Origin of the sequence: Leclercia sp. (assembly GCF_036780805.1) — a bacterium.
Classification (GTDB): domain Bacteria; phylum Pseudomonadota; class Gammaproteobacteria; order Enterobacterales; family Enterobacteriaceae; genus Enterobacter.
Genome location: NZ_DAIQCE010000003.1, coordinates 95,602 through 116,760, shown reverse-complemented (window position 1 = coordinate 116,760; position 21,159 = coordinate 95,602). Strand labels below are relative to the sequence as shown.

The 21,159-nt window shown below is 59.3% G+C and carries 15 protein-coding genes and 1 riboswitch; of the genes, 4 read left to right on the top strand and 11 right to left on the bottom strand.

The genetic code is table 11. From position 1 onward, the window contains the following. Positions 1-47 precede the first annotated feature (47 nt). Positions 48-2,396, bottom strand: coding sequence for an LPS assembly protein LptD (lptD, locus tag V7Q49_RS11970; protein ID WP_333851499.1), 2,349 nt, complete (start codon positions 2,394-2,396; stop codon positions 48-50). Positions 2,397-2,635: 239 nt separating this feature from the next. Here lptD and djlA point away from each other — a divergent pair, with 239 nt between their 5' ends. After that, a complete protein-coding gene (gene djlA / locus V7Q49_RS11965) occupies positions 2,636-3,454 on the top strand; it encodes a co-chaperone DjlA (RefSeq protein WP_333851498.1) in 819 nt (272 codons plus the stop codon). A 39-nt stretch (positions 3,455-3,493) separates the two neighbouring features. Here djlA and rluA read toward each other — a convergent pair whose 3' ends face one another. The 6 genes from rluA to araB all read right to left on the bottom strand — a co-directional run bounded on the left by rluA (position 3,494) and on the right by araB (position 13,684). Next, positions 3,494-4,153 carry a bifunctional tRNA pseudouridine(32) synthase/23S rRNA pseudouridine(746) synthase RluA gene (gene rluA, locus V7Q49_RS11960; RefSeq protein ID WP_333851497.1) on the bottom strand — a complete coding sequence of 220 codons (660 nt, stop codon included), beginning with the start codon at positions 4,151-4,153 and terminating at the stop codon, positions 3,494-3,496. A 12-nt stretch (positions 4,154-4,165) separates the two neighbouring features. Continuing rightward, positions 4,166-7,072 (bottom strand): RNA polymerase-associated protein RapA, encoded by a 2,907-nt coding sequence (gene rapA / locus V7Q49_RS11955; protein WP_333851495.1) that lies wholly within the window; start codon positions 7,070-7,072, stop codon positions 4,166-4,168. 129 nt (positions 7,073-7,201) lie between these two features. Continuing rightward, positions 7,202-9,559, bottom strand: a complete 2,358-nt coding sequence (gene polB / locus V7Q49_RS11950; RefSeq protein WP_333851493.1) for a DNA polymerase II — start codon at positions 9,557-9,559, stop codon at positions 7,202-7,204. A 155-nt stretch (positions 9,560-9,714) separates the two neighbouring features. Further along, entirely contained in the window at positions 9,715-10,410 is a 696-nt protein-coding gene (araD, locus tag V7Q49_RS11945; protein ID WP_142488207.1) for an L-ribulose-5-phosphate 4-epimerase, read from the bottom strand. Positions 10,411-10,461: 51 nt separating this feature from the next. After that, positions 10,462-11,964, bottom strand: a complete 1,503-nt coding sequence (gene araA, locus V7Q49_RS11940; RefSeq protein WP_333851490.1) for an L-arabinose isomerase — start codon at positions 11,962-11,964, stop codon at positions 10,462-10,464. Between the two features lie 10 nt (positions 11,965-11,974). Further along, positions 11,975-13,684: a ribulokinase gene (gene araB / locus V7Q49_RS11935; protein ID WP_333851488.1), complete on the bottom strand. Its 1,710-nt coding sequence runs from the start codon at positions 13,682-13,684 to the stop codon at positions 11,975-11,977. A 335-nt stretch (positions 13,685-14,019) separates the two neighbouring features. Here araB and araC point away from each other — a divergent pair, with 335 nt between their 5' ends. Both araC and V7Q49_RS11925 read left to right on the top strand, forming a co-directional pair. Beyond that, positions 14,020-14,865: an arabinose operon transcriptional regulator AraC gene (araC, locus tag V7Q49_RS11930; RefSeq protein ID WP_333851486.1), complete on the top strand. Its 846-nt coding sequence runs from the start codon at positions 14,020-14,022 to the stop codon at positions 14,863-14,865. A 129-nt stretch (positions 14,866-14,994) separates the two neighbouring features. Then, entirely contained in the window at positions 14,995-15,762 is a 768-nt protein-coding gene (locus tag V7Q49_RS11925) for a DedA family protein (RefSeq protein ID WP_333851484.1), read from the top strand. Between the two features lie 6 nt (positions 15,763-15,768). On the opposite strand, the gene thiQ is transcribed toward V7Q49_RS11925, so the two are convergent. The 4 genes from thiQ to sgrR form a co-directional block, all read right to left on the bottom strand. Continuing rightward, the gene (gene thiQ / locus V7Q49_RS11920; RefSeq protein WP_333851482.1) at positions 15,769-16,464 is read right to left on the bottom strand and encodes a thiamine ABC transporter ATP-binding protein ThiQ; all 696 of its coding nucleotides are present in this window, start codon (positions 16,462-16,464) and stop codon (positions 15,769-15,771) included. Beyond that, positions 16,448-18,058 (bottom strand): thiamine/thiamine pyrophosphate ABC transporter permease ThiP, encoded by a 1,611-nt coding sequence (thiP, locus tag V7Q49_RS11915; RefSeq protein WP_333851480.1) that lies wholly within the window; start codon positions 18,056-18,058, stop codon positions 16,448-16,450. The genes thiQ and thiP overlap by 17 nt, the downstream gene beginning before the upstream one ends. Then, positions 18,034-19,017 (bottom strand): thiamine ABC transporter substrate binding subunit, encoded by a 984-nt coding sequence (thiB, locus tag V7Q49_RS11910; protein WP_333851478.1) that lies wholly within the window; start codon positions 19,015-19,017, stop codon positions 18,034-18,036. Before thiB ends, thiP begins: the two co-directional genes overlap by 25 nt. Before the next feature lie 34 nt (positions 19,018-19,051). Beyond that, positions 19,052-19,151: riboswitch (TPP riboswitch) on the bottom strand. 36 nt (positions 19,152-19,187) lie between these two features. Beyond that, entirely contained in the window at positions 19,188-20,843 is a 1,656-nt protein-coding gene (gene sgrR / locus V7Q49_RS11905) for an HTH-type transcriptional regulator SgrR (RefSeq protein ID WP_333851476.1), read from the bottom strand. 87 nt (positions 20,844-20,930) lie between these two features. On the opposite strand from sgrR, the gene sgrT reads away from it, so the two are divergent. Beyond that, on the top strand, positions 20,931-21,083 hold the full coding sequence (gene sgrT, locus V7Q49_RS11900; protein WP_142488216.1) for a glucose uptake inhibitor SgrT: 153 nt from the start codon (positions 20,931-20,933) through the stop codon (positions 21,081-21,083). Positions 21,084-21,159 lie beyond the last annotated feature (76 nt).

The window sequence follows — 21,159 nt, the reverse complement described above, 5'->3', positions numbered from 1 at the left end:
TCCATATCAATTAACCGCAATGCGGATTACGTTGTAAATCAAGCACATCATAAGGAACTACGGTACGGCAGAATCGGTGAGCGCAGCATCTGCTGAGTACCCAGACCGTAGTTGGAACTCAGACCGCGCAGTTCGATGTTAAAGCCGATGACGTTATCGTACTCGCTCTGATTCTTCTGAGGATCCCAGCCATTAAGTTTCCGCTCGTAACCGACGCGGATCGCGTAGCAGCAGGAGTTGTACTGCAGGCCCAGCATCTGATCGGCCGATTTACTCTGATTAGTATCAAAGTAGTACGCTCCGACGATCGACCAGCGATCGGCGATCGGCCAGCTTGCGGTACCGCCCACCTGCGAAATACCCTCTTTAGTCTGCTCTGACGTAGCAAAGTTCGGTAATGTCGCCTGGATATATTCCGGGCTGGCGTAACGGTAGCTCAGCTGAACCATTCGGTCTTCATCACGACGATACTCAATGGTGGCATTGCTGGTAGCAATGTTATCCAGACGCGTATCGTACTGCAGACCGCCACGCAGCCCCCAGCGATCGGTCATGCGCCAGTAAGTGTCGCCAGCCCAGACCAGGGAACCCGTTTTATTGTTTTTCTCCCAGTTAATGTTGTCATCGCCGGTGCGCGATTCTGTGAAGTAGTAGATTTGACCCACAGAAGCATTAAAACGTTCAACGGCAGCATCATCATAAACGCGGGTTGTGACCCCGGTCGTCACCTGGTTGGCGGAGGCAATACGGTCCAGACCGCCGTAGGTACGGTCACGGAACAGGCCGCTATAGTCGGATTGCAGCAGGGAAGAGTCGTAGTTATTAATTTTGCTCTGATCGCGATACGGCACATACAGATACTGCGCGCGCGGCTCCAGCGTCTGGGTGTAACCCTCGCTCCAGTTAACGTCACGCTCGAACACCAGTTTGCCGTCCATTTTAAACTGCGGCAGCGTACGGTTAACGGACTCTTCAAGATTCGTACCGTTATTGGCGTTGTACGTGTCCAGATTTTTCTGCTGATAGTGGGTTGCCATCAGCTTCATTTCGGTATCCAGGCTGCCCCAGTCGTTCGACACCGGCAGGTTGATGGTCGGCTCAAGGTGAACACGGGTGGCTTCCGGCATATCGGAATTGGTGTTCACGAAATGCACGGCCTGGCCGTAGATACGGGTATCAAACGGGCCGACATCGTTCTGGTACCAGTTAACGTCCAGCTGCGGTTCCGCGCCGTAGGTGCTGGCGTTCTGGCTGCTGAAGACCTGGAACTGACGGGTCGACACCGTAGCGTCAAAGTTTTTAACCGCATAGCCGGCGCTGAAGATCTGCGTGGCGTAACCGTCGGTACTGGAACCGTATTTCGACGAGAAGTCGTTGAAATAGTTCGGATCGCTGACTTTGGTATAGTTCACGTTGAAACGCCAGACCTGATCCATCACCCCGGCATGTTGCCAGTAGTACAACCAGCGGTGGCGATCGCCCTCGGTCGGATGCTCATCCTGATAAACTTTATCCGATGGCAGATAGTCCAGCTCCATCAGGCCTGCGCCCGCTTGCGTCAAATAACGGAACTCGTTTTCCCACATGATATTGCCGCGCTTATGGATATAGTGCGGCGTGATCGTGGCGTCCATGTTGGGCGCGATGTTCCAGTAGTACGGCAGGTAGAATTCGAAATAGTTGTTGGAGCTGTACTTGGCGTTCGGGATCAGGAAGCCTGAACGACGTTTATCACCGATGGGCAGCTGCAGGTACGGGCTATAGAAGACCGGCACCGGGCCAAGCTTAAAGCGGGCATTCCAGATCTCCGCCACCTGCTCCTCCCGGTCCTGGATCACTTCGCTGCCGACCACGCTCCAGGTATCAGAGCCCGGCAGACAGGAGGTAAAGGTCCCATTCTCCAGAATGGTATAGCGGTTTTCACCGCGCTGTTTCATCAGGTCGGCTTTACCGCGCCCCTGACGGCCCACCATCTGATAATCACCTTCCCAGACGTTGGTATCTTTGGTATTCAGGTTCGACCAGGCTTTCGGACCTTTCAGGATGACCTGATTATCGTCATAGCGCACATTACCCAGTGCATCCACGGTTCGCACTGGCTCTGCCGCGCCTTCTGGCTGTTTCTGGTGCAACTGCACTTCATCGGCCAGCAAACGGCTGTTGCCCTGGTTAATATCCACGTTGCCGGTAAACACGGCGTCGTCAGGATAATTCCCTTTCGCATTGTCAGCATTGATGGTGACCGGTAGCGTGTTCGTATCACCCTGAACCAGCGGGCGATCATAGCTGGGGATACCCAGCATACATTGCGAGGCGAGATCGGCTGCCAGACCCTGTTGACTGTACAGGGCAGTAGCTATCATCGTGGCCAGGAGGGTGGGGATACGTTTTTTCATACGTTTTATTTATTGTTCCGTCATCAGTGGCTTATCGCTGGCAAACGGTCAGAGACTATCTTACTCATCATCACAGTGCCAGCGTTAATCCTGCCCGTAAACAAGCCGTGGTGATAGGCTCGTTATTGAATGACGAGTATGATAATGCAAATTATAGGCGATGTCCTTCAATTGACCGTGGCCAGGCCACCGGAATGATGGCGTTCGCGGGATCAAATACATCACCATTTGGGGAGTATATGCAGTATTGGGGAAAAATTATCGGCGTGGCGTTCGCTTTACTGATGGGCGCGGGCTTCTGGGGTATCGTTCTGGGCCTGATTATCGGCCATATGTTTGATAAAGCTCGAAGTCGTAAGATGGCCTGGTTTGCCAACCAGCGTGAACGTCAGGCGCTTTTTTTTGCCACGACCTTTGAGGTGATGGGGCATCTGACCAAATCCAAGGGGCGGGTAACCGAGGCCGACATCCATGTTGCCAGCCAGTTTATGGACCGCATGAACCTGCACGGTGACTCCCGGGCGGCGGCGCAACACGCATTTCGCATTGGCAAGGCGGATAACTATCCCCTGCGCGAAAAAATGCGTCAGTTTCGCAGCATCTGCTTCGGACGATTCGACTTAATTCGGATGTTTCTGGAGATTCAGATCCAGGCGGCCTTCGCCGATGGCTCGCTTCACCCGAACGAGCGTGCGGTGCTCTATATCATTGCCGAAGAGCTGGGCATTTCTCGTACCCAGTTCGATCAGTTCCTGCGCATGATGCAGGGCGGCGCGCAGTTTGGCGACGGCTATCAACAGCAGCAGACGGGCGGTGGCGGCTGGCAGCAGGCGCAGCGTGGCCCAACTCTGGAAGATGCCTGCAACGTGCTGGGCGTGAAGCCCACCGATGAACCGACGACCATTAAGCGCGCCTACCGCAAGCTGATGAGCGAACATCATCCGGATAAGCTGGTGGCGAAAGGGTTACCGCCGGAAATGATGGAAATGGCGAAGCAAAAAGCGCAGGAAATTCAGAAAGCGTACGAGCTCATCAAAGAGCAGAAGGGCTTCAAGTAAGATGATTGCCCGGCAAGCATCGCGCCGCCGGGCAAAACATCAGAAATCTGCCGGAGCCTTAAAGGTCATCGGCGTGCCGTATTCTGGATGGGTGATGGTCAGCATCTCCGCATGCAGCTGCAGACGCGGCGCCATGGCCCGGGCTTCCGGCGTGGCGTAAAAGCGGTCACCCAGAATCGGGTGACCCAGTGCCAGCATATGCACACGCAGCTGGTGTGAGCGGCCGGTAATCGGTTTTAACAGCACGCGGGCGCTGTTATCGGCCGCGTACTCCAGCACTTCATACTCGGTTTGCGCCGCCTTCCCGGTCTCGTAGCAGACCTTCTGCATCGGGCGATTCGGCCAGTCGCAGATCAGCGGCAGGTCAACCAACCCTTCCGCTGGGTGTGGATGTCCCCAGACGCGCGCCAGGTATTGCTTCTTCGGCTCGCGCTCACGAAACTGACGCTTCAGCTCACGCTCTGCCGCCTTGGTCAGCGCAACCACAATCACACCGCTGGTCGCCATGTCCAGACGATGGACAGACTCCGCCTGCGGGTAATCGCGCTGAACGCGCGTCATCACGCTGTCTTTGTGATCGTCCAGCCTGCCCGGCACGGACAACAGGCCGCTCGGCTTGTTGACCACCATGATGTGCTCATCCTGATACAGAATGACCAGCCACGGATCCTGCGGCGGATTGTAGGGTTCCATCAACATTTTGCGCTCCGCTTACTGATGCGTCACAACGATGAGACGCAGCGCATCCAGACGCCATCCCGCCTGATTCAGGCTTTCGAGCACCTGCTGACGATTGCTTTCAATCGCCGCCAGTTCATCATCACGAATGTTCGGGTTCACCGCGCGCAGGGCTTCCAGACGCGACAGCTCCGCAGACAGTTTTTCATCCGCTTCGCTGCGCGCGGCGTCAATCAGTGCCCGCGCCGCTTTCTCAATCTGAGGTTCACCCTGCTGCAGAATGGTATACACGTCCTGCTGCACCGCGTTCACCAGCTTGCTGCCGGTGTGGCGGTTAACTGCGCTCAGCTGACGGTTGAAGCTCTCAAACTCGACCTGCGCTGCCAGGTTGGTACCGTTCTTATCCAGCAGCAGACGCACCGGAGTGGCAGGCAGGAAGCGGCTGAGCTGCAGCTGTTTCGGCGCCTGGGCTTCAACCACGTAGATCAGCTCCAGCAGCAGGGTACCCACCGGCAGCGCCTTGTTCTTCAGCAGCGAAATGGTGCTGCTGCCGGTATCGCCGGAGAGGATCAGATCCAGGCCGTTGCGGATCAGCGGATGCTCCCAGGTGATGAACTGCGCGTCTTCGCGGGACAGCGCCACATCACGCTCAAAGGTGATGGTGCAGCCATCTTCCGGCAGGCCCGGGAAATCCGGAACCAGCATGTGATCGGACGGGGTCAGCACAATCATGTTCTCGCCACGATCGTCCTGATTAATACCGACGATATCAAACAGGTTCATGGCGAAGCTGATCAGGCTGGTATCGTCATCCTGCTCTTCGATGCTCTCCGCCAGCGCCTGGGCCTTTTCGCCGCCGTTGGAGTGGATCTCCAGCAGACGGTCACGGCCCTGCTCCAGCTGCGCTTTCAGCGCTTCGTGCTGCTCGCGACAGATTTTAATCAGGTCGTCGAAACCGTCGGTGTTTTCCGGCGTCGCCAGGTAACCGGTCAGCTCGCTATGCACTTTGTCGTAAATGGTACGGCCGGTCGGGCAGGTATGTTCAAACGCATCCAGCCCTTCGTGGAACCAGCGCACCAGTACGGACTGGGCGGTTTTTTCCAGATACGGGACGTGGATCTGAATGTCGTGGGCCTGACCAATACGATCCAGACGGCCGATACGCTGCTCCAGCAGATCCGGATTGAAGGGCAGATCGAACATCACCAGACGGCTGGCGAACTGGAAGTTACGCCCTTCGGAGCCGATTTCGGAACAGAGCAGCACCTGGGCGCCGCTGTCCTCTTCGGAGAACCACGCCGCCGCGCGGTCGCGTTCGATAATCGACATACCTTCATGGAACACCGCCGCGCGGATACCTTCCCGCTCGCGCAGAACCTGCTCGAGCTGCAGCGCGGTGGCGGCTTTGGCACAGATCACCAGCACCTTCTGCGAGCGGTTGGCGGTCAGATAGCCCATCAGCCACTCAACGCGCGGGTCGAAGTTCCACCAGGTGCCGCTGTCGCCTTCAAATTCCTGATAAATCTGTTCCGGGTAGAGCATATCGCGGGCGCGTTCTTCCGCCGTTTTACGTGCGCCCATGATGCCGGAGACCTTGATCGCCGTCTGGTACTGGGTTGGCAGCGGCAGACGGATGGTGTGCAGCTCGCGTTTCGGGAAACCTTTCACCCCGTTACGGGTGTTACGGAACAGCACGCGGCTGGTGCCGTGCCTGTCCATCAGCATGGAGACCAGCTCCTGACGCGCGGCTTCCGCACCGTCACGATCGCTGTTGGCGGCCTGCAGTAAAGGCTCGATATCCTGTTCGCCAATCAGTTCGCTCAGGGTGTTGAGCTCCTCGTTGGAGAGGTGCTTTCCTGCCAGCAGCAGGGCCACCGCATCGGCTACCGGGCGGTAATTTTTCTGCTCTTCAACAAACAGCTCAAAATCGTGGAAGCGGTTTGGATCCAGCAGGCGCAGACGCGCAAAGTGGCTCTCCAGACCCAGCTGCTCCGGCGTCGCGGTCAGCAGCAGCACGCCCGGCACGCGTTCGGCCAGCTGCTCAATCGCCATGTACTCACGGCTCGGGGCCTTTTCGCTCCACACCAGGTGGTGGGCTTCGTCGACCACCATAATGTCCCACTCGGCATCACACAGGTGTTCGAGACGCTGTTTGCTGCGGCGGACGAAGTCCAGGGAGCAGATCACCAGCTGTTCGGTTTCGAACGGGTTATCGGCATCGTGCTGGGCTTCGGCGTATCGTTCATCGTCAAACAGGGAGAAGCGCAGGTTGAAGCGGCGCAGCATCTCAACCAGCCACTGGTGCTGCAGGGTTTCCGGCACCACAATCAGCACACGTTCGGCCGCGCCGGAGAGCAGCTGTTGATGCAAAATCATGCCTGCTTCGATGGTTTTGCCTAAACCCACCTCATCGGCCAGCAGGACGCGCGGCGCATAGCGACGGCCCACGTCATGGGCGATGTTTAACTGGTGGGGGATCAGGCTGGTGCGTTGGCCGCGCAGGCCGCTCCACGGCATACGGTACTGCTCACTCTGGAACTTGCGCGCGCGGTAGCGCAGGGAGAAGCGATCCATACGGTCAATCTGACCGGCGAACAGGCGATCCTGCGGCTTGCTGAAGACCAGTTTGCTGTCGAGCAGCACTTCGCGCAGCATCACATCGGTCTCGTCGGTATCGAGGCGAGTCCCGATGTAGGCAAGCAGTCCATTCTCTTCTTTTACGTCTTCAATCTTCAGCTGCCAGCCTTCATGGCTGGTAACGGTGTCGCCCGGGTTGAACATCACGCGGGTGACAGGGGAATCATTGCGAGCATACAGACGGTTTTCACCGGTGGCGGGGAAGAGGAGAGTGACCATACGCGCATCCAGCGCCACTACCGTTCCTAATCCAAGTTCGCTTTCTGTGTCGCTGATCCAGCGTTGACCAAGTGTAAAAGGCATATTTGTTCGGCTCTAATCTTTAATTGCAGGCAATAGTTCAACCACCGATCAAAAATGACGGTAATCGAATAATGGGTCCGGGAATGGAAAGGGCGCTATGGTACTGGATGGCAGCGATTTCGTCACCTGTCAAAATAGCCCCAACTGACCTGTCATCAGTGTAGCAAAGTCGTCGTCCATAAAGGGCAATATTCCATCCGCGACGGGCTGTAGCTGGCGGGTAAGGTAGTGCTCATAGTCAAGGGGAGAGCGCTGATAATCCACCGGTTCCGGGCCGCTGGTGGTCCAGACATACTTGATGGTGCCGCGGTTCTGGTACTGCGGCGCCCGCCCTAGACGAACGTTCTCCTCGTCGGCAAGCCGGGCGGCGCGCACGTGCGGCGGGACGTTGCGCTGATACTCCGCCAGCGGTCGGCGCAGGCGTTTGCGGTACACCAGCTGGTCATCAAGATCGCCCGCCATCAGGCTGGCGATGGTCTCGCGGACAAACTCCTGATAGGGCTCGCGGCGAAAGATTTTCAGATACAGCGCCTGCTGGAAGTGCTGCGCCAGCGGGGTCCAGTCGGTACGCACGGTCTCCAGCCCTTTAAACACCATCCGCTGCTTCTCCCCCTCCTGGATAAGCCCGGCGTAGCGCTTTTTGCTGCCCTGATCGGTGCCGCGGATAGTGGGCATTAAAAAGCGGCAGAAGTGGGTCTCATATTCCAGCTCCAGGGCGCTGGTTAAGCCGGCCTGCTGCAGATGAGCCTGCCACCAGTCGTTCACGTAAGCCACCAGCGCCTGGCCGATGGCGGCGGCCTCCGCTTCACTTTGCGCGCCCCTGAGCCAGACGAAGGTCGAGTCGGTATCGCCATAAATCACGTCATAGCCCTGAGATTCCACCAGCACTTTGGTCTGGCGCATGATTTCGTGGCCGCGCATGGTAATCGACGACGCCAGGCGCGGGTCGAAGAAGCGGCAGGCGCTGGTGCCGAGCACGCCGTAAAAGGCATTCATGATGATCTTCAGCGCCTGGGAGAGTGGCTTGTTGCCGTGACGCTTGGCCTCTTCGCGCCCGTGCCAGATCTGGCTGACAATCTCCGGCAGGCAGTGCTTTTCCCGGGAGAAACGCGCCCCGAGAAAGCCTTCGGTGCTGTGCTGCTCGTCCGGCTGCGCCAGGCCTTCCACCAATCCGACCGGATCGATCAGAAAAGTACGGATGATCGATGGATAGAGGCTTTTGTAATCCAGCACCAGCACCGAGTCGTAGAGGCCGGGGCGGGAGTCCATGACATAGCCGCCGGGACTGGCCTGGGGCGGCACGTCGCCGAGGTTGGGGGCCACGTAGCCCGCCCGGTGCATGCGCGGAAAATAGAGATGGCTGAAGGCGGCGACGGATCCGCCGTGCCGGTCGGCCGCCAGACCGTTGACCGTGGCGCGCTCCAGCAGGAACGGCATGATTTCGGTTTTGTGAAAGATGCGCGTCACCAGCTCGCAATCTTTCAGGTTATAGGTCGCCAGCGCCGGTTTATCTTCGGCGAAGCGGCGGTCAATCTCGTCCATCCGGTCCCAGGGATTATCGATGGACTTGCCTTCCCCGAGCAGCTCCTGTGATACCGACTCCAGCGAAAACGATGAAAAACTCCAGAACGCCGACTTTAGCGCCTCGATGCCGTCGATAATCAGCCGTCCGTTAGCCTGGGCGAAGAAGACGCCGTTTTTAAAACCGTGCTCGCGCCACTCCAGCTCGCTGTTGCCGCGCCCGAGTCGCAGCGGAATGCGGTAGCGTTCGGCGTGTTTTTGCAGCACCCGCAGGTCGAACTGCACCACGTTCCAGCCGATGATCGCGTCCGGGTCGTGCTCTGCAAACCAGGCGTTGAGCTTCTCGAGCAGCTGCGGGCGGCTGTTCACGTAGATGAGATCAAAATCGAGCCCGGACGCATCGCCGTTTGCCGGGCCCAGCATGTAGACCACCCTTTGGCCGCAGCCTTCAATGCCGATGCAGTACAGCTCGCCGTGGCGGGTGGTTTCAATATCTACCGATGCCCATTTCAGCGGCGGGCGATAGTGGGGGTTGGGTTTGAGTCGGGCATTGATCAGCCGATCGCCCTGAGGCGTTCCGTCTACCCAGACCGGGGCGGTGATGAAGCGCTCCATCAGAAAACGTTCCGGGGGGCGGACATCGGCTTCGTAAAGGGTCACGCCCGCGTCGCGCAGCAGTTTTTCATAGCGCATCAGCTGACGATGGGCGCGGCAGTAGAGGCCGTAGACCGGACGGCGCTGGAAATCTTTCAGTTCGAGGGGCGTCAGCCGCCAGCCGTTCTCGCCGCGCAGCAGCTGTTTGGTTTTTTCGACGTCAGGCTCAGGAATAAAGGCAACGGACTCCTGCGGCGGCAGGGTGATGTTCAGCGGGCCGTTGTCGGTCGCCAGCCAGAGTTCCACTTCGGTACCCTGCGGGGTATCCCGCCAGTGTCGGGTCAGTAAAAAGCCTTCTTGCGCCTGCGCCACGCCGTTTTCTCATAAAACAAAACCAGGCGTGAGTATAGCCTGGTTGCGGGTGTTTTGCTGGGGTTTTATACAGGTGTGTTTTCGCCGGATGACGCTGCGCTTATCCGGCCTACAGGTCCTGTAGGCCCGGTAAGCGTAGCGCCACCGGGCGGGTTTTACTGCCCGTAATAGGCCTTCGCGCCGTGCTTGCGCAGGTAATGCTTATCCAGCAGCGTTTGCTGCATATCCGGCAGCTGCGGTGCCAGCTGGCGGCAGAAAATGCCCATATAGGCCACCTCTTCCAGCACGATGGCGTTGTGCACGGCGTCTTCGGCGTTTTTGCCCCACGCGAACGGGCCGTGGGAGTGAACCAGCACTCCCGGCATTTGCGCCGCGTCGATCCCCTGTTTTTCGAAGGTTTCGACAATCACGTTGCCGGTTTCCCACTCGTATTCACCGTTGATCTCGGCATCGGTCATCTTGCGGGTGCAGGGGATGGTGCCATAGAAATAGTCGGCGTGCGTGGTGCCGGTCGCCGGGATAGGTTGCCCGGCCTGCGCCCAGATGGTCGCGTGACGGGAGTGGGTGTGAACGATGCCGCCAATCGACGGGAAGGCCTGATAAAGCAGGCGATGCGTCGGCGTATCGGAGGAGGGTTTTTTCGTCCCTTCGACCACTTCGCCGGTGGCGATGCTGACCACCACCATATCGTCGGCGGTCATCACCCGGTAGTCGACGCCGGAGGGTTTAATGACAAACACGCCCGCTTCGCGGTCAACCGCGCTGACGTTGCCCCAGGTCAGGGTGACAAGATTATGTTCCGGCAGGGCCAGGTTAGCTTCAAGCACCTGACGTTTGAGATCTTCCAGCATGTATCCTCCAGGAAAAAAGGCCCGCCCTGCGGCAGGCCAAAGGTTCCCCTGTTAACGTTTTGAACCGTAATAGACTTCGTTCCAGCGCAGGGCATCTTTGAAGGCTGGCATACGGGTGTCGTTATCAATCACGGTCAGCTCGATGTCGTGCAGCTCTGCGAACTGACGCATGTCGTTGAGATCCAGCGCATGGCTGAAGACGGTATGGTGGGCACCGCCCGCCACGATCCAGGCTTCCGAAGCGGTCGCCAGATCCGGCTGGGCTTTCCACAGGGCGTTGGCCACCGGCAGTTTTGGCAGAGCGTGAGGCGTTTCAACGGCATCAACGCAGTTGACCAGCAGGCGGAAACGATCCCCCAGATCGATCAGGCTGGCGTTGATCGCCGGGCCGGTGCGGGTGTTGAAGATCAGACGGGCCGGATCGGCTTTGCCGCCGATGCCGAGGTGCTGAACGTCGAGGATCGGTTTTTCATCGACGGCGATCGACGGACAGACTTCCAGCATGTGCGAGCCCAGCACCAGATCGTTGCCGTTCTCGAAGTGGTAGGTGTAATCCTCCATAAAGGAGGTGCCGCCCTGCAGACCGGTTGACATCACTTTCATGATGCGTAGCAGAGCGGCAGTTTTCCAGTCGCCTTCCCCGGCAAAGCCGTAGCCCTGCTGCATCAGACGTTGTACCGCCAGGCCCGGCAGCTGCTTCAGCCCGTGAAGATCTTCAAAGGTGGTAGTAAAAGCATGGAAGCCGCCCTGTTCAAGGAAGCGCTTCATGCCCAGCTCGATGCGCGCCGCATCCAGCACGTTCTGGCGTTTGTCGCCGTTGATCTGCGCCGCGTCGGTCAGGCGGTAGCTGCTTTCATACTCATCCACCAACGCATTCACGTCGCCGTCGCCGATCTCATTGACGACCTGCACCAGGTCGCCCACCGCCCAGGTGTTGACGGAGAAACCAAATTTAATCTGCGCGGCCACTTTGTCGCCGTCGGTCACCGCCACTTCACGCATGTTGTCGCCGAAGCGCACCACTTTCAGCTGACGGGTATCCTGCTTCGATACCGCCTGGCGCATCCACGAGCCAATACGCTGGTGGGCCTGTTTGTCCTGCCAGTGGCCGGTCACCACCGCGTGCTGCTGGCGCATACGCGCGCCGATGAAGCCGAACTCGCGGCCGCCGTGCGCGGTCTGGTTCAGGTTCATAAAGTCCATGTCGATGCTGTCCCACGGCAGCGCCGCGTTGAACTGGGTATGGAACTGCAGCAGCGGTTTGTTGAGGATCGCGAGGCCGTTGATCCACATCTTGGCCGGGGAGAAGGTGTGCAGCCACACCACCAGCCCGGCGCATTTGTCATCGTAATTGGCGTCGCGGCAGATATGGGTGATTTCATCCGGTGAGGTACCCAGCGGCTTGAGTACCAGTTTGCACGGCAGTTTTGCTTCCGCATTCAGGGCGTTGACCACATGTTCTGCGTGCTGAGTCACCTGGCGCAGGGCTTCCGGCCCGTAAAGATGCTGACTACCAATCACAAACCACACTTCATAATTATTAAAAATCGTCATTATCGTGTCCTTAATGTGTCAGGGTTGCCGTAGATGCCGGGATGCTCTTAACCGGTGCGGCGACAGGGAGATAGTGCTGTTCAGCGCTCTTCGCCCATTGCTGGTAGCGCTGATAAAGCTGTTCGAAACGTTGCGCCTGCTGGGCGCGCGGCTGCAGGGTGCTTTCCACCTGGCTGGCCATATGCTGCTGCGCCGTCGGGATATCGGCATGGACCCCCGCAGCAACTGCGGCGAAGATCGCCGCGCCGAGGGCGCAGCACTGATCGGAGGCGACAATCTGCAGCGGACGATTGAGCACGTCGCAGCAGGCCTGCATGATCACCGGGTTCTTACGAGCGATACCGCCCAGGGCCATCACCTCATTGACGGCGATCCCCTGCTCGGTGAAGCACTCCATAATGGCGCGCGCGCCAAAGGCGGTAGCCGCGACCAGACCGCCGAACAGCGCCGGGGCGTCGGTGGCGAGATTCAGATCGGTAATGACCCCTTTCAGGCGCTGATTCGCATTCGGTGTACGGCGACCGTTAAACCAGTCGAGCACCACCGGGAGATGGTCGAGGGACGGATTTTTGGCCCAGGCCTCGGTCAGCTGCGGCAGGAGCTGTTTCTTGCTGGCAGCGATCTGGGTTTTCAGCTCAGGATGCGCAGCCGCCAGCTGATCCAGCGGCCAGCCCAGCACCCGGCCAAACCAGGCGTAGATGTCCCCGAAGGCGGACTGACCCGCTTCGAGGCCGATAAAGTCAGGTACCACGCTGCCGTCCACCTGCCCGCAGATGCCTTTCACCGCGCGGTCGCCGACGCTGGCTTTATCCGCCGTCAAAATGTCGCAGGTGGAGGTACCGATCACTTTCACCAGCGTATTCGGCTGGGCACCGGCGCCGACCGCGCCCATATGGCAGTCAAAAGCACCGCCTGAGATGGCGACCTGCTGCGGCAGGCCCAGACGTTCTGCCCACTCGGCGCAAAGCGTGCCCACCGGGATATCGGCGGTCCAGGTGTCGGTAAACAGCGGGTAGTCGAGATTCTGGTTGATGATCGGGTCGAGCTCGTCAAAGAAGGCGGCAGGCGGCAGGCCGCCCCAGCTTTCATGCCAGAGGGATTTATGCCCGGCGCTGCAGCGACCGCGACGAATATCCTGCGGGCGGGTAGTACCGGAGAGCAGGGCCGGAACCCAGTCGCACAGCTCAATCCATGACACCGCCGCCTCGGCAACGTGCCGATCCTGACGGGTCACGTGCAGGATCTTCGCCCAGAACCATTCGCTCGAGTAAATGCCGCCGATGTAGCGGGAGTAGTCGCTTTTGCCAGGCTGATGGCACAAACGGGTGATGGCCTCGGCTTCTTCCACCGCGGTATGGTCTTTCCACAGCACGAACATGGCGTTCGGGTTGTCGGCAAACTCCGGGCGCAGCGCCAGCACGTGGCCGTCGGCGTCAATCGGTGCCGGGGTGGAACCGGTGCTGTCCACGCCGATGCCAACGATCTGGCTGCGCTGCTCATCGCTTAACTCAGCCAGCACGGTTTTGATCGCCGCTTCCATCGACTCGATATAGTCGCGGGGATGGTGGCGGAACTGATTGTTCGGCGCATCACAGAAGCGCCCCTCTTGCCAGCGCGGGTACCACTCAACGCTGGTCGCTATCTCCTGACCCGTTGTGCACTCCACTGCCAGGGCGCGTACTGAGTCACTGCCAAAATCGAGGCCAATCGCAATTGCCATGGTGTTGCTCCATCAAAAAACAGATATGAATGAACATTAGAGAGTGAGGGGGAAAATCGTCAGGCAGGATCCGCTAATCTTATGGATGATTTTGCTGTGACATGGGAAAGTGTGACGCCGTGCAAATAATGGATGTGGACATTTCTGCCGTGGTTATAGACACTTTTGTTACTGCCGACCCGCTCGATGTTACGGTTAAATCGCAACGGAAGCGTTAAGATGGCGGATCTAAAAGCGGGCTGATACCTTTTTGCGCTTTGGCAGGCCCGTTTTTATGCCGCTTTTGTTGATATGGACAAATGGTTTCCTTCAGGACCGTCAGGAGTACAGACAATATGGCTGAGACGCAAAGTGATCCCCTGCTGCCGGGCTACTCGTTTAACGCGCATCTGGTGGCGGGACTGACGCCCATTGAGGCCGAAGGCTATCTCGATTTTTACGTTGACCGACCGCTGGGGATGAAGGGCTATATCCTCAACCTGACCGTGCGCGGAGAGGGGGTGATCAAGAACGGCGATCGGACCTTCGTCTGTCGTCCGGGCGATATTCTGCTCTTCCCGCCGGGCGAAATTCATCACTACGGTCGCCATCCCGATGCGCGGGAGTGGTATCACCAATGGGTCTACTTCCGCCCCCGCGCCTACTGGCACGAGTGGCTGGCCTGGCCGTCGATGTTTGCCCATACCGGCTTTTATCGCCCGGATGAGGTTCATCAGCCGCTGTTTCGTGAACTCTTTGCCCAGATCATCGAGGCCGGACAGGCCGGGGGACGTTATGCCGAGCTGCTGGCGATCAACCTGCTGGAGCAGCTTCTGCTGCGCCGGATGGAGGCGATCAACGAATCCCTGAACCCGCCGCTGGATCACCGGGTGCGCGAAGCCTGCCAGTACATCAGCGATCATCTGGCGGACAGCCAGTTTGATATCGCCAGCGTCGCCCAGCACGTTTGTCTGTCGCCGTCGCGTCTGTCGCACCTGTTCCGCCAGCAGCTGGGGGTAAGCGTGCTGAGCTGGCGCGAGGATCAGCGTATCAGCCAGGCCAAGCTGCTGCTCAGCACCACCCGGATGCCGATTGCCACCGTCGGACGTAACGTCGGCTTTGAAGATCAGCTCTATTTTTCCCGGGTATTCAAAAAATGCACCGGTGCCAGCCCGAGCGAATTTCGCGCAGGGTGTGAATAGAAGGTAAATAAAACTAAACATATTCGCTGTATGCCGTTCACACCCGGTAAACTATTCAGACAATTGTTGTCTTGACGCGGCAGGCCTCTCTTCGCAGAATCCCTGCTTCGTCACCTGACCGGAACTGTTATGCAGGCATTGCTGGAACATTTCATTACCCAGTCCGTTACTTACTCGCTCATCGCTGTGGCGTTAGTGGCCTTTCTTGAATCCCTGGCGCTGGTCGGTCTGATTTTACCCGGCACGGTGATGATGAGCGGGCTTGGCGCGCTGATCGGCAGCGGCGAGGTGAACTTCTGGCAGGCGTGGCTGGCGGGGATTGTCGGGTGTCTGCTGGGGGACTGGATCTCATTCTGGCTGGGCTGGCGCTTTAAAAAGCCGCTCCACCGCTGGTCGTTCATGAAGAAGAACAAAGCCCTGCTCGATAAAACCGAGCACGCCCTGCATCAGCACAGCATGTTTACCATTCTGGTGGGCCGCTTTGTTGGCCCGACGCGTCCGCTGGTGCCGATGGTAGCGGGGATGCTGGATCTGCCGGTAAGCAAGTTCATTGTGCCGAACCTGCTGGGCTGCCTGCTGTGGCCGCCAGTTTACTTCCTGCCAGGCATTCTGGCCGGGGCGGCCATCGATATTCCTTCTGACGTTCAGAGCGGCGGCTTTAAGTGGCTGCTGCTGGCGACCGCGCTGCTGCTGTGGCTGGCGGCATGGCTCTGCTGGCGACTGTGGCGCAGCGGGAAAGCCTCCGGGGATCGTCTGAGCCATTATCTGCCGCGCGGACGCTTATTCTGGCTGGCACCCGTCACCCTGGGGATCGCCGTAGTGGCGCTGGTGGCGCTGATCCGCCACCCGCTGATGCCGGTCTATGGCGAGATCTTATTGAAGGTGGTCAGCCGCTGACCGCCGTTAGCGGATCCCCAGCAGGCGCGACGCGCTGGCCTTTCCGCTCACCAGCTGCTCCGTATCGCCGTCCCAGGCGATACGGCCATCGGCAATCACCACCGACCGATGGGCAATTTTGACCGCATCTTCCACGCTGTGGGAGACCATCAGCATCGTCAGGTTCTGGCGTTCGCACACCTCTTTGACCAGCTGCAGCATCTCCTGACGTAATGCCGGGTCGAGCGCCGAGAAGGGCTCATCCAGCAGCAGGATCGGTTGCTCGCGTACCAGACAGCGGGCGAGGGCGACGCGCTGACGCTGCCCCCCCGAAAGCTCACCCGGCAGCCGGTCCAGCAGATCGCCAATTCCCATCTGGCTCGCGATATCACTCAGCTTCTGCTGTTGTCCGGCATTCAGCCTGAGCCCAGGATGCATGCCGAGACCGATGTTCTGGCGCACGCTCAGATGGGTAAAGAGATTGTTTTCCTGAAACAGCATCGATACCGGACGCTGCGACGGCGGTGTGTGGGTGTGATCCTGGCCCTCAATGGTGATACGGCCGTTGGCCGGTTGCAGAAAACCCGCCACCAGGTTGAGGAGCGTGCTTTTCCCCGCACCGCTGGGGCCGAGCACGGCGATCAATTCACCCTGGCGCACGGACAGGGTAAAGCGCATCGGCAGATGCTGATAAAGCCAGGTGACATCAGTGAGAGTTAGCATCACGCCCCGGGAGTTTTTCGATAACGGTAAATAATGCAAAGCACAGCAGCAACAGCAGCAGCGCCGTGACGGCGCCATCCTGGCTGCGATACGAGCCTATCTGCTGATACAGCCAGAACGGCAGGGTGCGAAAATCATCATTGCCAAACAGCGCCACCACCCCGAAATCACCGATCGACAGCACGCAGGCAAAGGCCAGCGCCTGCGCCAGCGGGCGTTTCAGCGCGCGGAGTTCCACCACCTTCAGCCGCTGCCAGCCGTGCATCCCCAGCGAATCGCAGAGCAGCGTGTAGCGGGCGCTGAGATCGCGCATCGGGTTTTCCAGCACCTTCAGCGCATACGGAATGGCCATCAGGGCGTTGGTGAAGATGACAATGCCATCGGCCGACTCGGGCAGGCCGACGGTGCTGTTAAACAGCAGGAAAAAGCCGCTCGCCAGCACGATGCCGGGCATCGCCAGGATCAGCATCCCACTCAGGTCCAGCACCTGCCCGGCCACTTTCGCCTGACGGGCATACAGCTCGCGGCTGCTCCACAGCAGCATCATGGTCAGCAGCACGCAGAGCAGACCCGCCCCCAGGGCAATGCGCAGCGAGGTGCCGAGCGCCTGCCACAGCACCGGCTGTTGCAGCACCGACAGCAGGTTAAGATTCAGGCCATCCACCACCACCGCCAGCAGCGGCGGGAGCATCAGCAGCAGGGCAAGGGTGATGAGCAGGCCGTCGGTCAGGCGGCTGCGCAGGCTGTCCTGCGGATCGCGCCAGCCGGCAAGCTGGCTGCTGCCCACCGCGATGGCTTTACCCAGCCGCTGGCTTAGCATCACCAGCCCCAGGCAGCAGAACATCTGCACCATCGCCAGCAGCGCCGCACGACCCGGATCGTAGTCGTAGCTTAAAGCCTGATAGATGGCGAGCTCAATGGTGGTGGCCTGCGGCCCGCCGCCCAGCGAGAGCACGGTGGCGAAGCTGGCAAAGCAGAGCATAAAGATCAGCGCCGCGACGGGGGGAATTTGCCGACGCAGCCACGGCCACTCCACAAACCGGAAAAAGGACCCGCCGCGCATCCCGAGCTGGGCGGCGAGCTGGCGCTGCTCGCCGGGGATGTTCTCCAGCGCCTGCAGCAGCAGCCGCGTCGCCATCGGCATGTTGAAAAAGACGTGCGCCAGCAGAATGCCCTGCAGGCCATAAGGCGAGAAGCTCCACTCCAGCCCGAGGGCCTGGCAGAGGGCGGCAAGCCAGCCCTGACGCCCGTAGACGCTGAGAATGCCAAATATCGCCACCAGCACCGGCAGGATCAGGGTCATGGCGCACAGGCGCAGCAGCGCCTGCCGTCCGGGGAAACGACGCCGGTAGAGGGCGCGGGCAAGAAAAATGGCAGGCACGACGGAGAACAGGGCGGAAAGAAACGCCTGCCAGAAAGAGAAGCGGATGACGTGCCACAGATAGCTGTCGTGCAGCAGCCCCGCGATGTCGGTGGCCGGCGCGTTAAACCACAGCGCCAGAAATGCTCCCAGGGCGACGGCCACCATCAGGGTGGCGGCCATCAGCCCCGGGAGTAACCAGCCGGCGATCAGCGGCTGACGGCGCGTTGCCATTCACTGACCCAGGCGGCACGTTTCCCGGCCACTTCCTGCGGGGAGTATTCCAGCGCGGTTTGCGGTTTCACCAGAGTGTCGAAACCGGCAGGTAACGCCACGTTGGTGACCGGGTACATCCAGTTGCCGGTCGGGATAGCATTCTGGAACGACGGCGAGACTATAAATTTCAGGAACTTCTCGGCCAGTTCAGGCTGTTTGCTGGCCGCGGTGCGGGCAGCGACTTCGACCTGCAGGTAGTGACCTTCGGCAAAATCAGCGGCGGCATAGTTCTCTTTTTTCTCCGAAATAATGTGATACGCCGGAGAGGTGGTGTAGCTCAGCACCAGGTCACTTTCCCCTTTCAGGAACAGGCCGTAGGCCTCGCTCCAGCCTTTGGTAACGGTGACGGTTTTGGCGGCCAGCTTCTGCCAGGCTTCCGGGGTCTTATCGCCGTACACTTTTTGCATCCACAGCAGCAGACCCAGCCCCGGCGTGCTGGTGCGCGGATCTTCGTAGATCACGCGCCATTTCTGGTCGCTCTCAACCAGCTCTTTCAGGCTTTTCGGCGGGTTTTTCAGCTTATTTTTGTCATACACGAAGGCGAAGTAGCCGTAATCGAACGGCACAAAGGTCTCGTTCTTCCAGCCGCCAGGAACGTTAACCGCCTCGGTGGCCACGCCGCTTTTGGCGAACAGCCCGGTTTGCGTGGCCGCTTCCAGCAGGTTGTTGTCCAGACCCAGCACCACGTCGGCTTTGCTGTTCTTGCCTTCCATACGCAGGCGATTGAGCAGCGAGACGCCATCTTCCAGCGCCACGAATTTCAGCTCGCAGTTGCAGTCGGCTTCAAAGGCTTTTTTGACCGCCGGGCCTGGGCCCCAGTCGGCGGCGAAGGAGTCGTAGGTGTAGACCGTCAGGACAGGACTGGCGACGGCAGGCAGCGCAATCAGCGCCAGCAGGGGAAGAACAGTTTTGAACACTTTGCACCTCTGTATGTGAGAGTGGCAAAGGATTTTGAGCGACAGCCTCAAATCCCTTCGCCGGCGTTATCCGGATCAGGTTCGACGGGTATTTTCTCAGCACACGCTTGCGCGCAGCACCCCGTTGAGAACGGCGGTATTGTAATGATTTGGTGAATATTACGAAAGTATTATGGTTCCGGCGGCGCAAACCACGCCGATTTAAAGTCAAACCAGCCCAGGGTGTTCATGCGTAAGCCGCGCATACTGCGCTGTCCCTGGATCATCAGCCAGTGGTGGATCAGCGGGACAATCGCCTGCTGGGACAGCAGCTGCTGACACCAGACGGCAAGGTTCATCTCGCCCGCGCGCCACTGGGTGGCGTCCTGCTGCCAGTCGCGCGCGATGCAGTGTTGCAGGAGCGGGACTTCATACAGATGCGAGAACAGCGAGAAGTCGAGGGGCAGGGTGAAGTTGACACTGTTAAGCCAGATGTCGCTCACCGTCTCGCCGCGATGCCACTCCTCATAACTGACCTCCTGAATATTCAGCGTCACCTGCTCGGCGGCCAGCAGTTCACTCATCATTCTGGCGATCACCCGATGTTCAATATGCTCGCGATAGAAGGTCAGGGTGAGGCTCTCCAGCCCGGCCGGTTTGTCACCGCGCCCCGGGCGGGCATGGTGCCAGCGGGGCAGCAGGCCATACGCCGGGAACCAGTAGGATTGATACAACTCCTCGGCCTGATAGATCAGGTTGGCCGGGGAGAGGATCCGGCTTACCCACTGGCGCACCTCGGGGCTGGCTCCACGGTGAGAGCGGGCGTCGAACAACAGATAGTAGCAGCCCTCTTCAAGCCGGCTCTCCACCGCCTTTTCCCCCTCGGTGGGCCCTTCCAGCGTCAGGCCGACGCTCAGTTCTTCGTTGATATCCGGCAGGACCCAGACGTTCACCTCGTCAATCAGCGCCCGGTAGCCAAAGTAATCATCGAAGGCGCGGATCTTGAGCTGGTTATTGTTGTTGCGCGAGACGGCATAGGGCCCGGTGCCCACCGGCTGGCTGGTAAAGTTGTGCATCGTTTCCCACTCGCGCGGCAGGATCATCGAGGGTACATACCCCAGCAGCCAGGGCAGCCAGCGGTCGGGCTGTGAAAGCTGGATGTCCAGGGTCCAGGCGGTGGGGGACTGGATCCGGGTGATGTGTGAATAGAGGGGCAGCTCGCGGGCGCGCTGCAGCGTGGCAATCACGTCGGCCATTTCCAGCTCGCGTCCGTGATGGAAATGGATGCCGGGCCGCAGGAAAAAGCGCCAGTGCAGCGGGGAAAGTTGCTGCCAGTGGTGGGCAATGTCGGCTTCCAGTTCCCCGTTTTCCTCATTTATACGCGTCAGCCCGCTAAAGATCTGCCGCGCCATGTGGGTTTCGGAGCGCCGTAACGCGCTGCCCGGCAACAGGTTTTTCATCGGGCGATAATAGAGCACCCGCAGAATATGCCTGCCCTGACGGAAGCTGCGGCCCAGGTGGGAGACCAGCATCTGGCGCACCGCGGCCTTGTCGCCCACCAGCTGCACCAGCTGCTCGATGCGATCCTGCTCGAGCAGATCTTCCGCCCGCTGCTGCTGCAGCGCGAGGCCGGTGTACAGAAAGGTGAGACGGGAACGCTTGCCGCGTCCGGCCTCGGCCTCCCAGCTCAGCCAGCCCTGCTGCTGCATGGTGTTGAGCAGGGTGCGCATGTGGCGTCGCGAGCAGCTGAGCAGTTCGGCCAGCTCGCTGAGCGTGGTGTCCCGGGTCTGGCCATCACAGCATTGCCACAGGCGGATGAATTGTTGTTGCAGACGACCAGAGGGCATAAAAGGGGAACTCCTGACAAAAAATCAGCAATTTATTAATCCCTATATTAGGCCAATAATTCACTTCGTTGAAGCGAGGAGGTGAATATGAAGAGGTCTACCGCGAATCAGTTTTACCAACAGTACTTTTCAGCGACAAAGGGAGTGTCCTGGCTGGCCCGCCGGTGTGCAGAGCAGCGGCTGAAAATACTGGAAGATCTGATGCAGTGGGAGGTGACAACGTCGACCTCGGAACGCTGAATTGCTTCGATCATGTGTGACTGAGTATTGGTGCGAATCACCACGCCAGCAGGTATTATCTGCTGGCTTTTTTCGT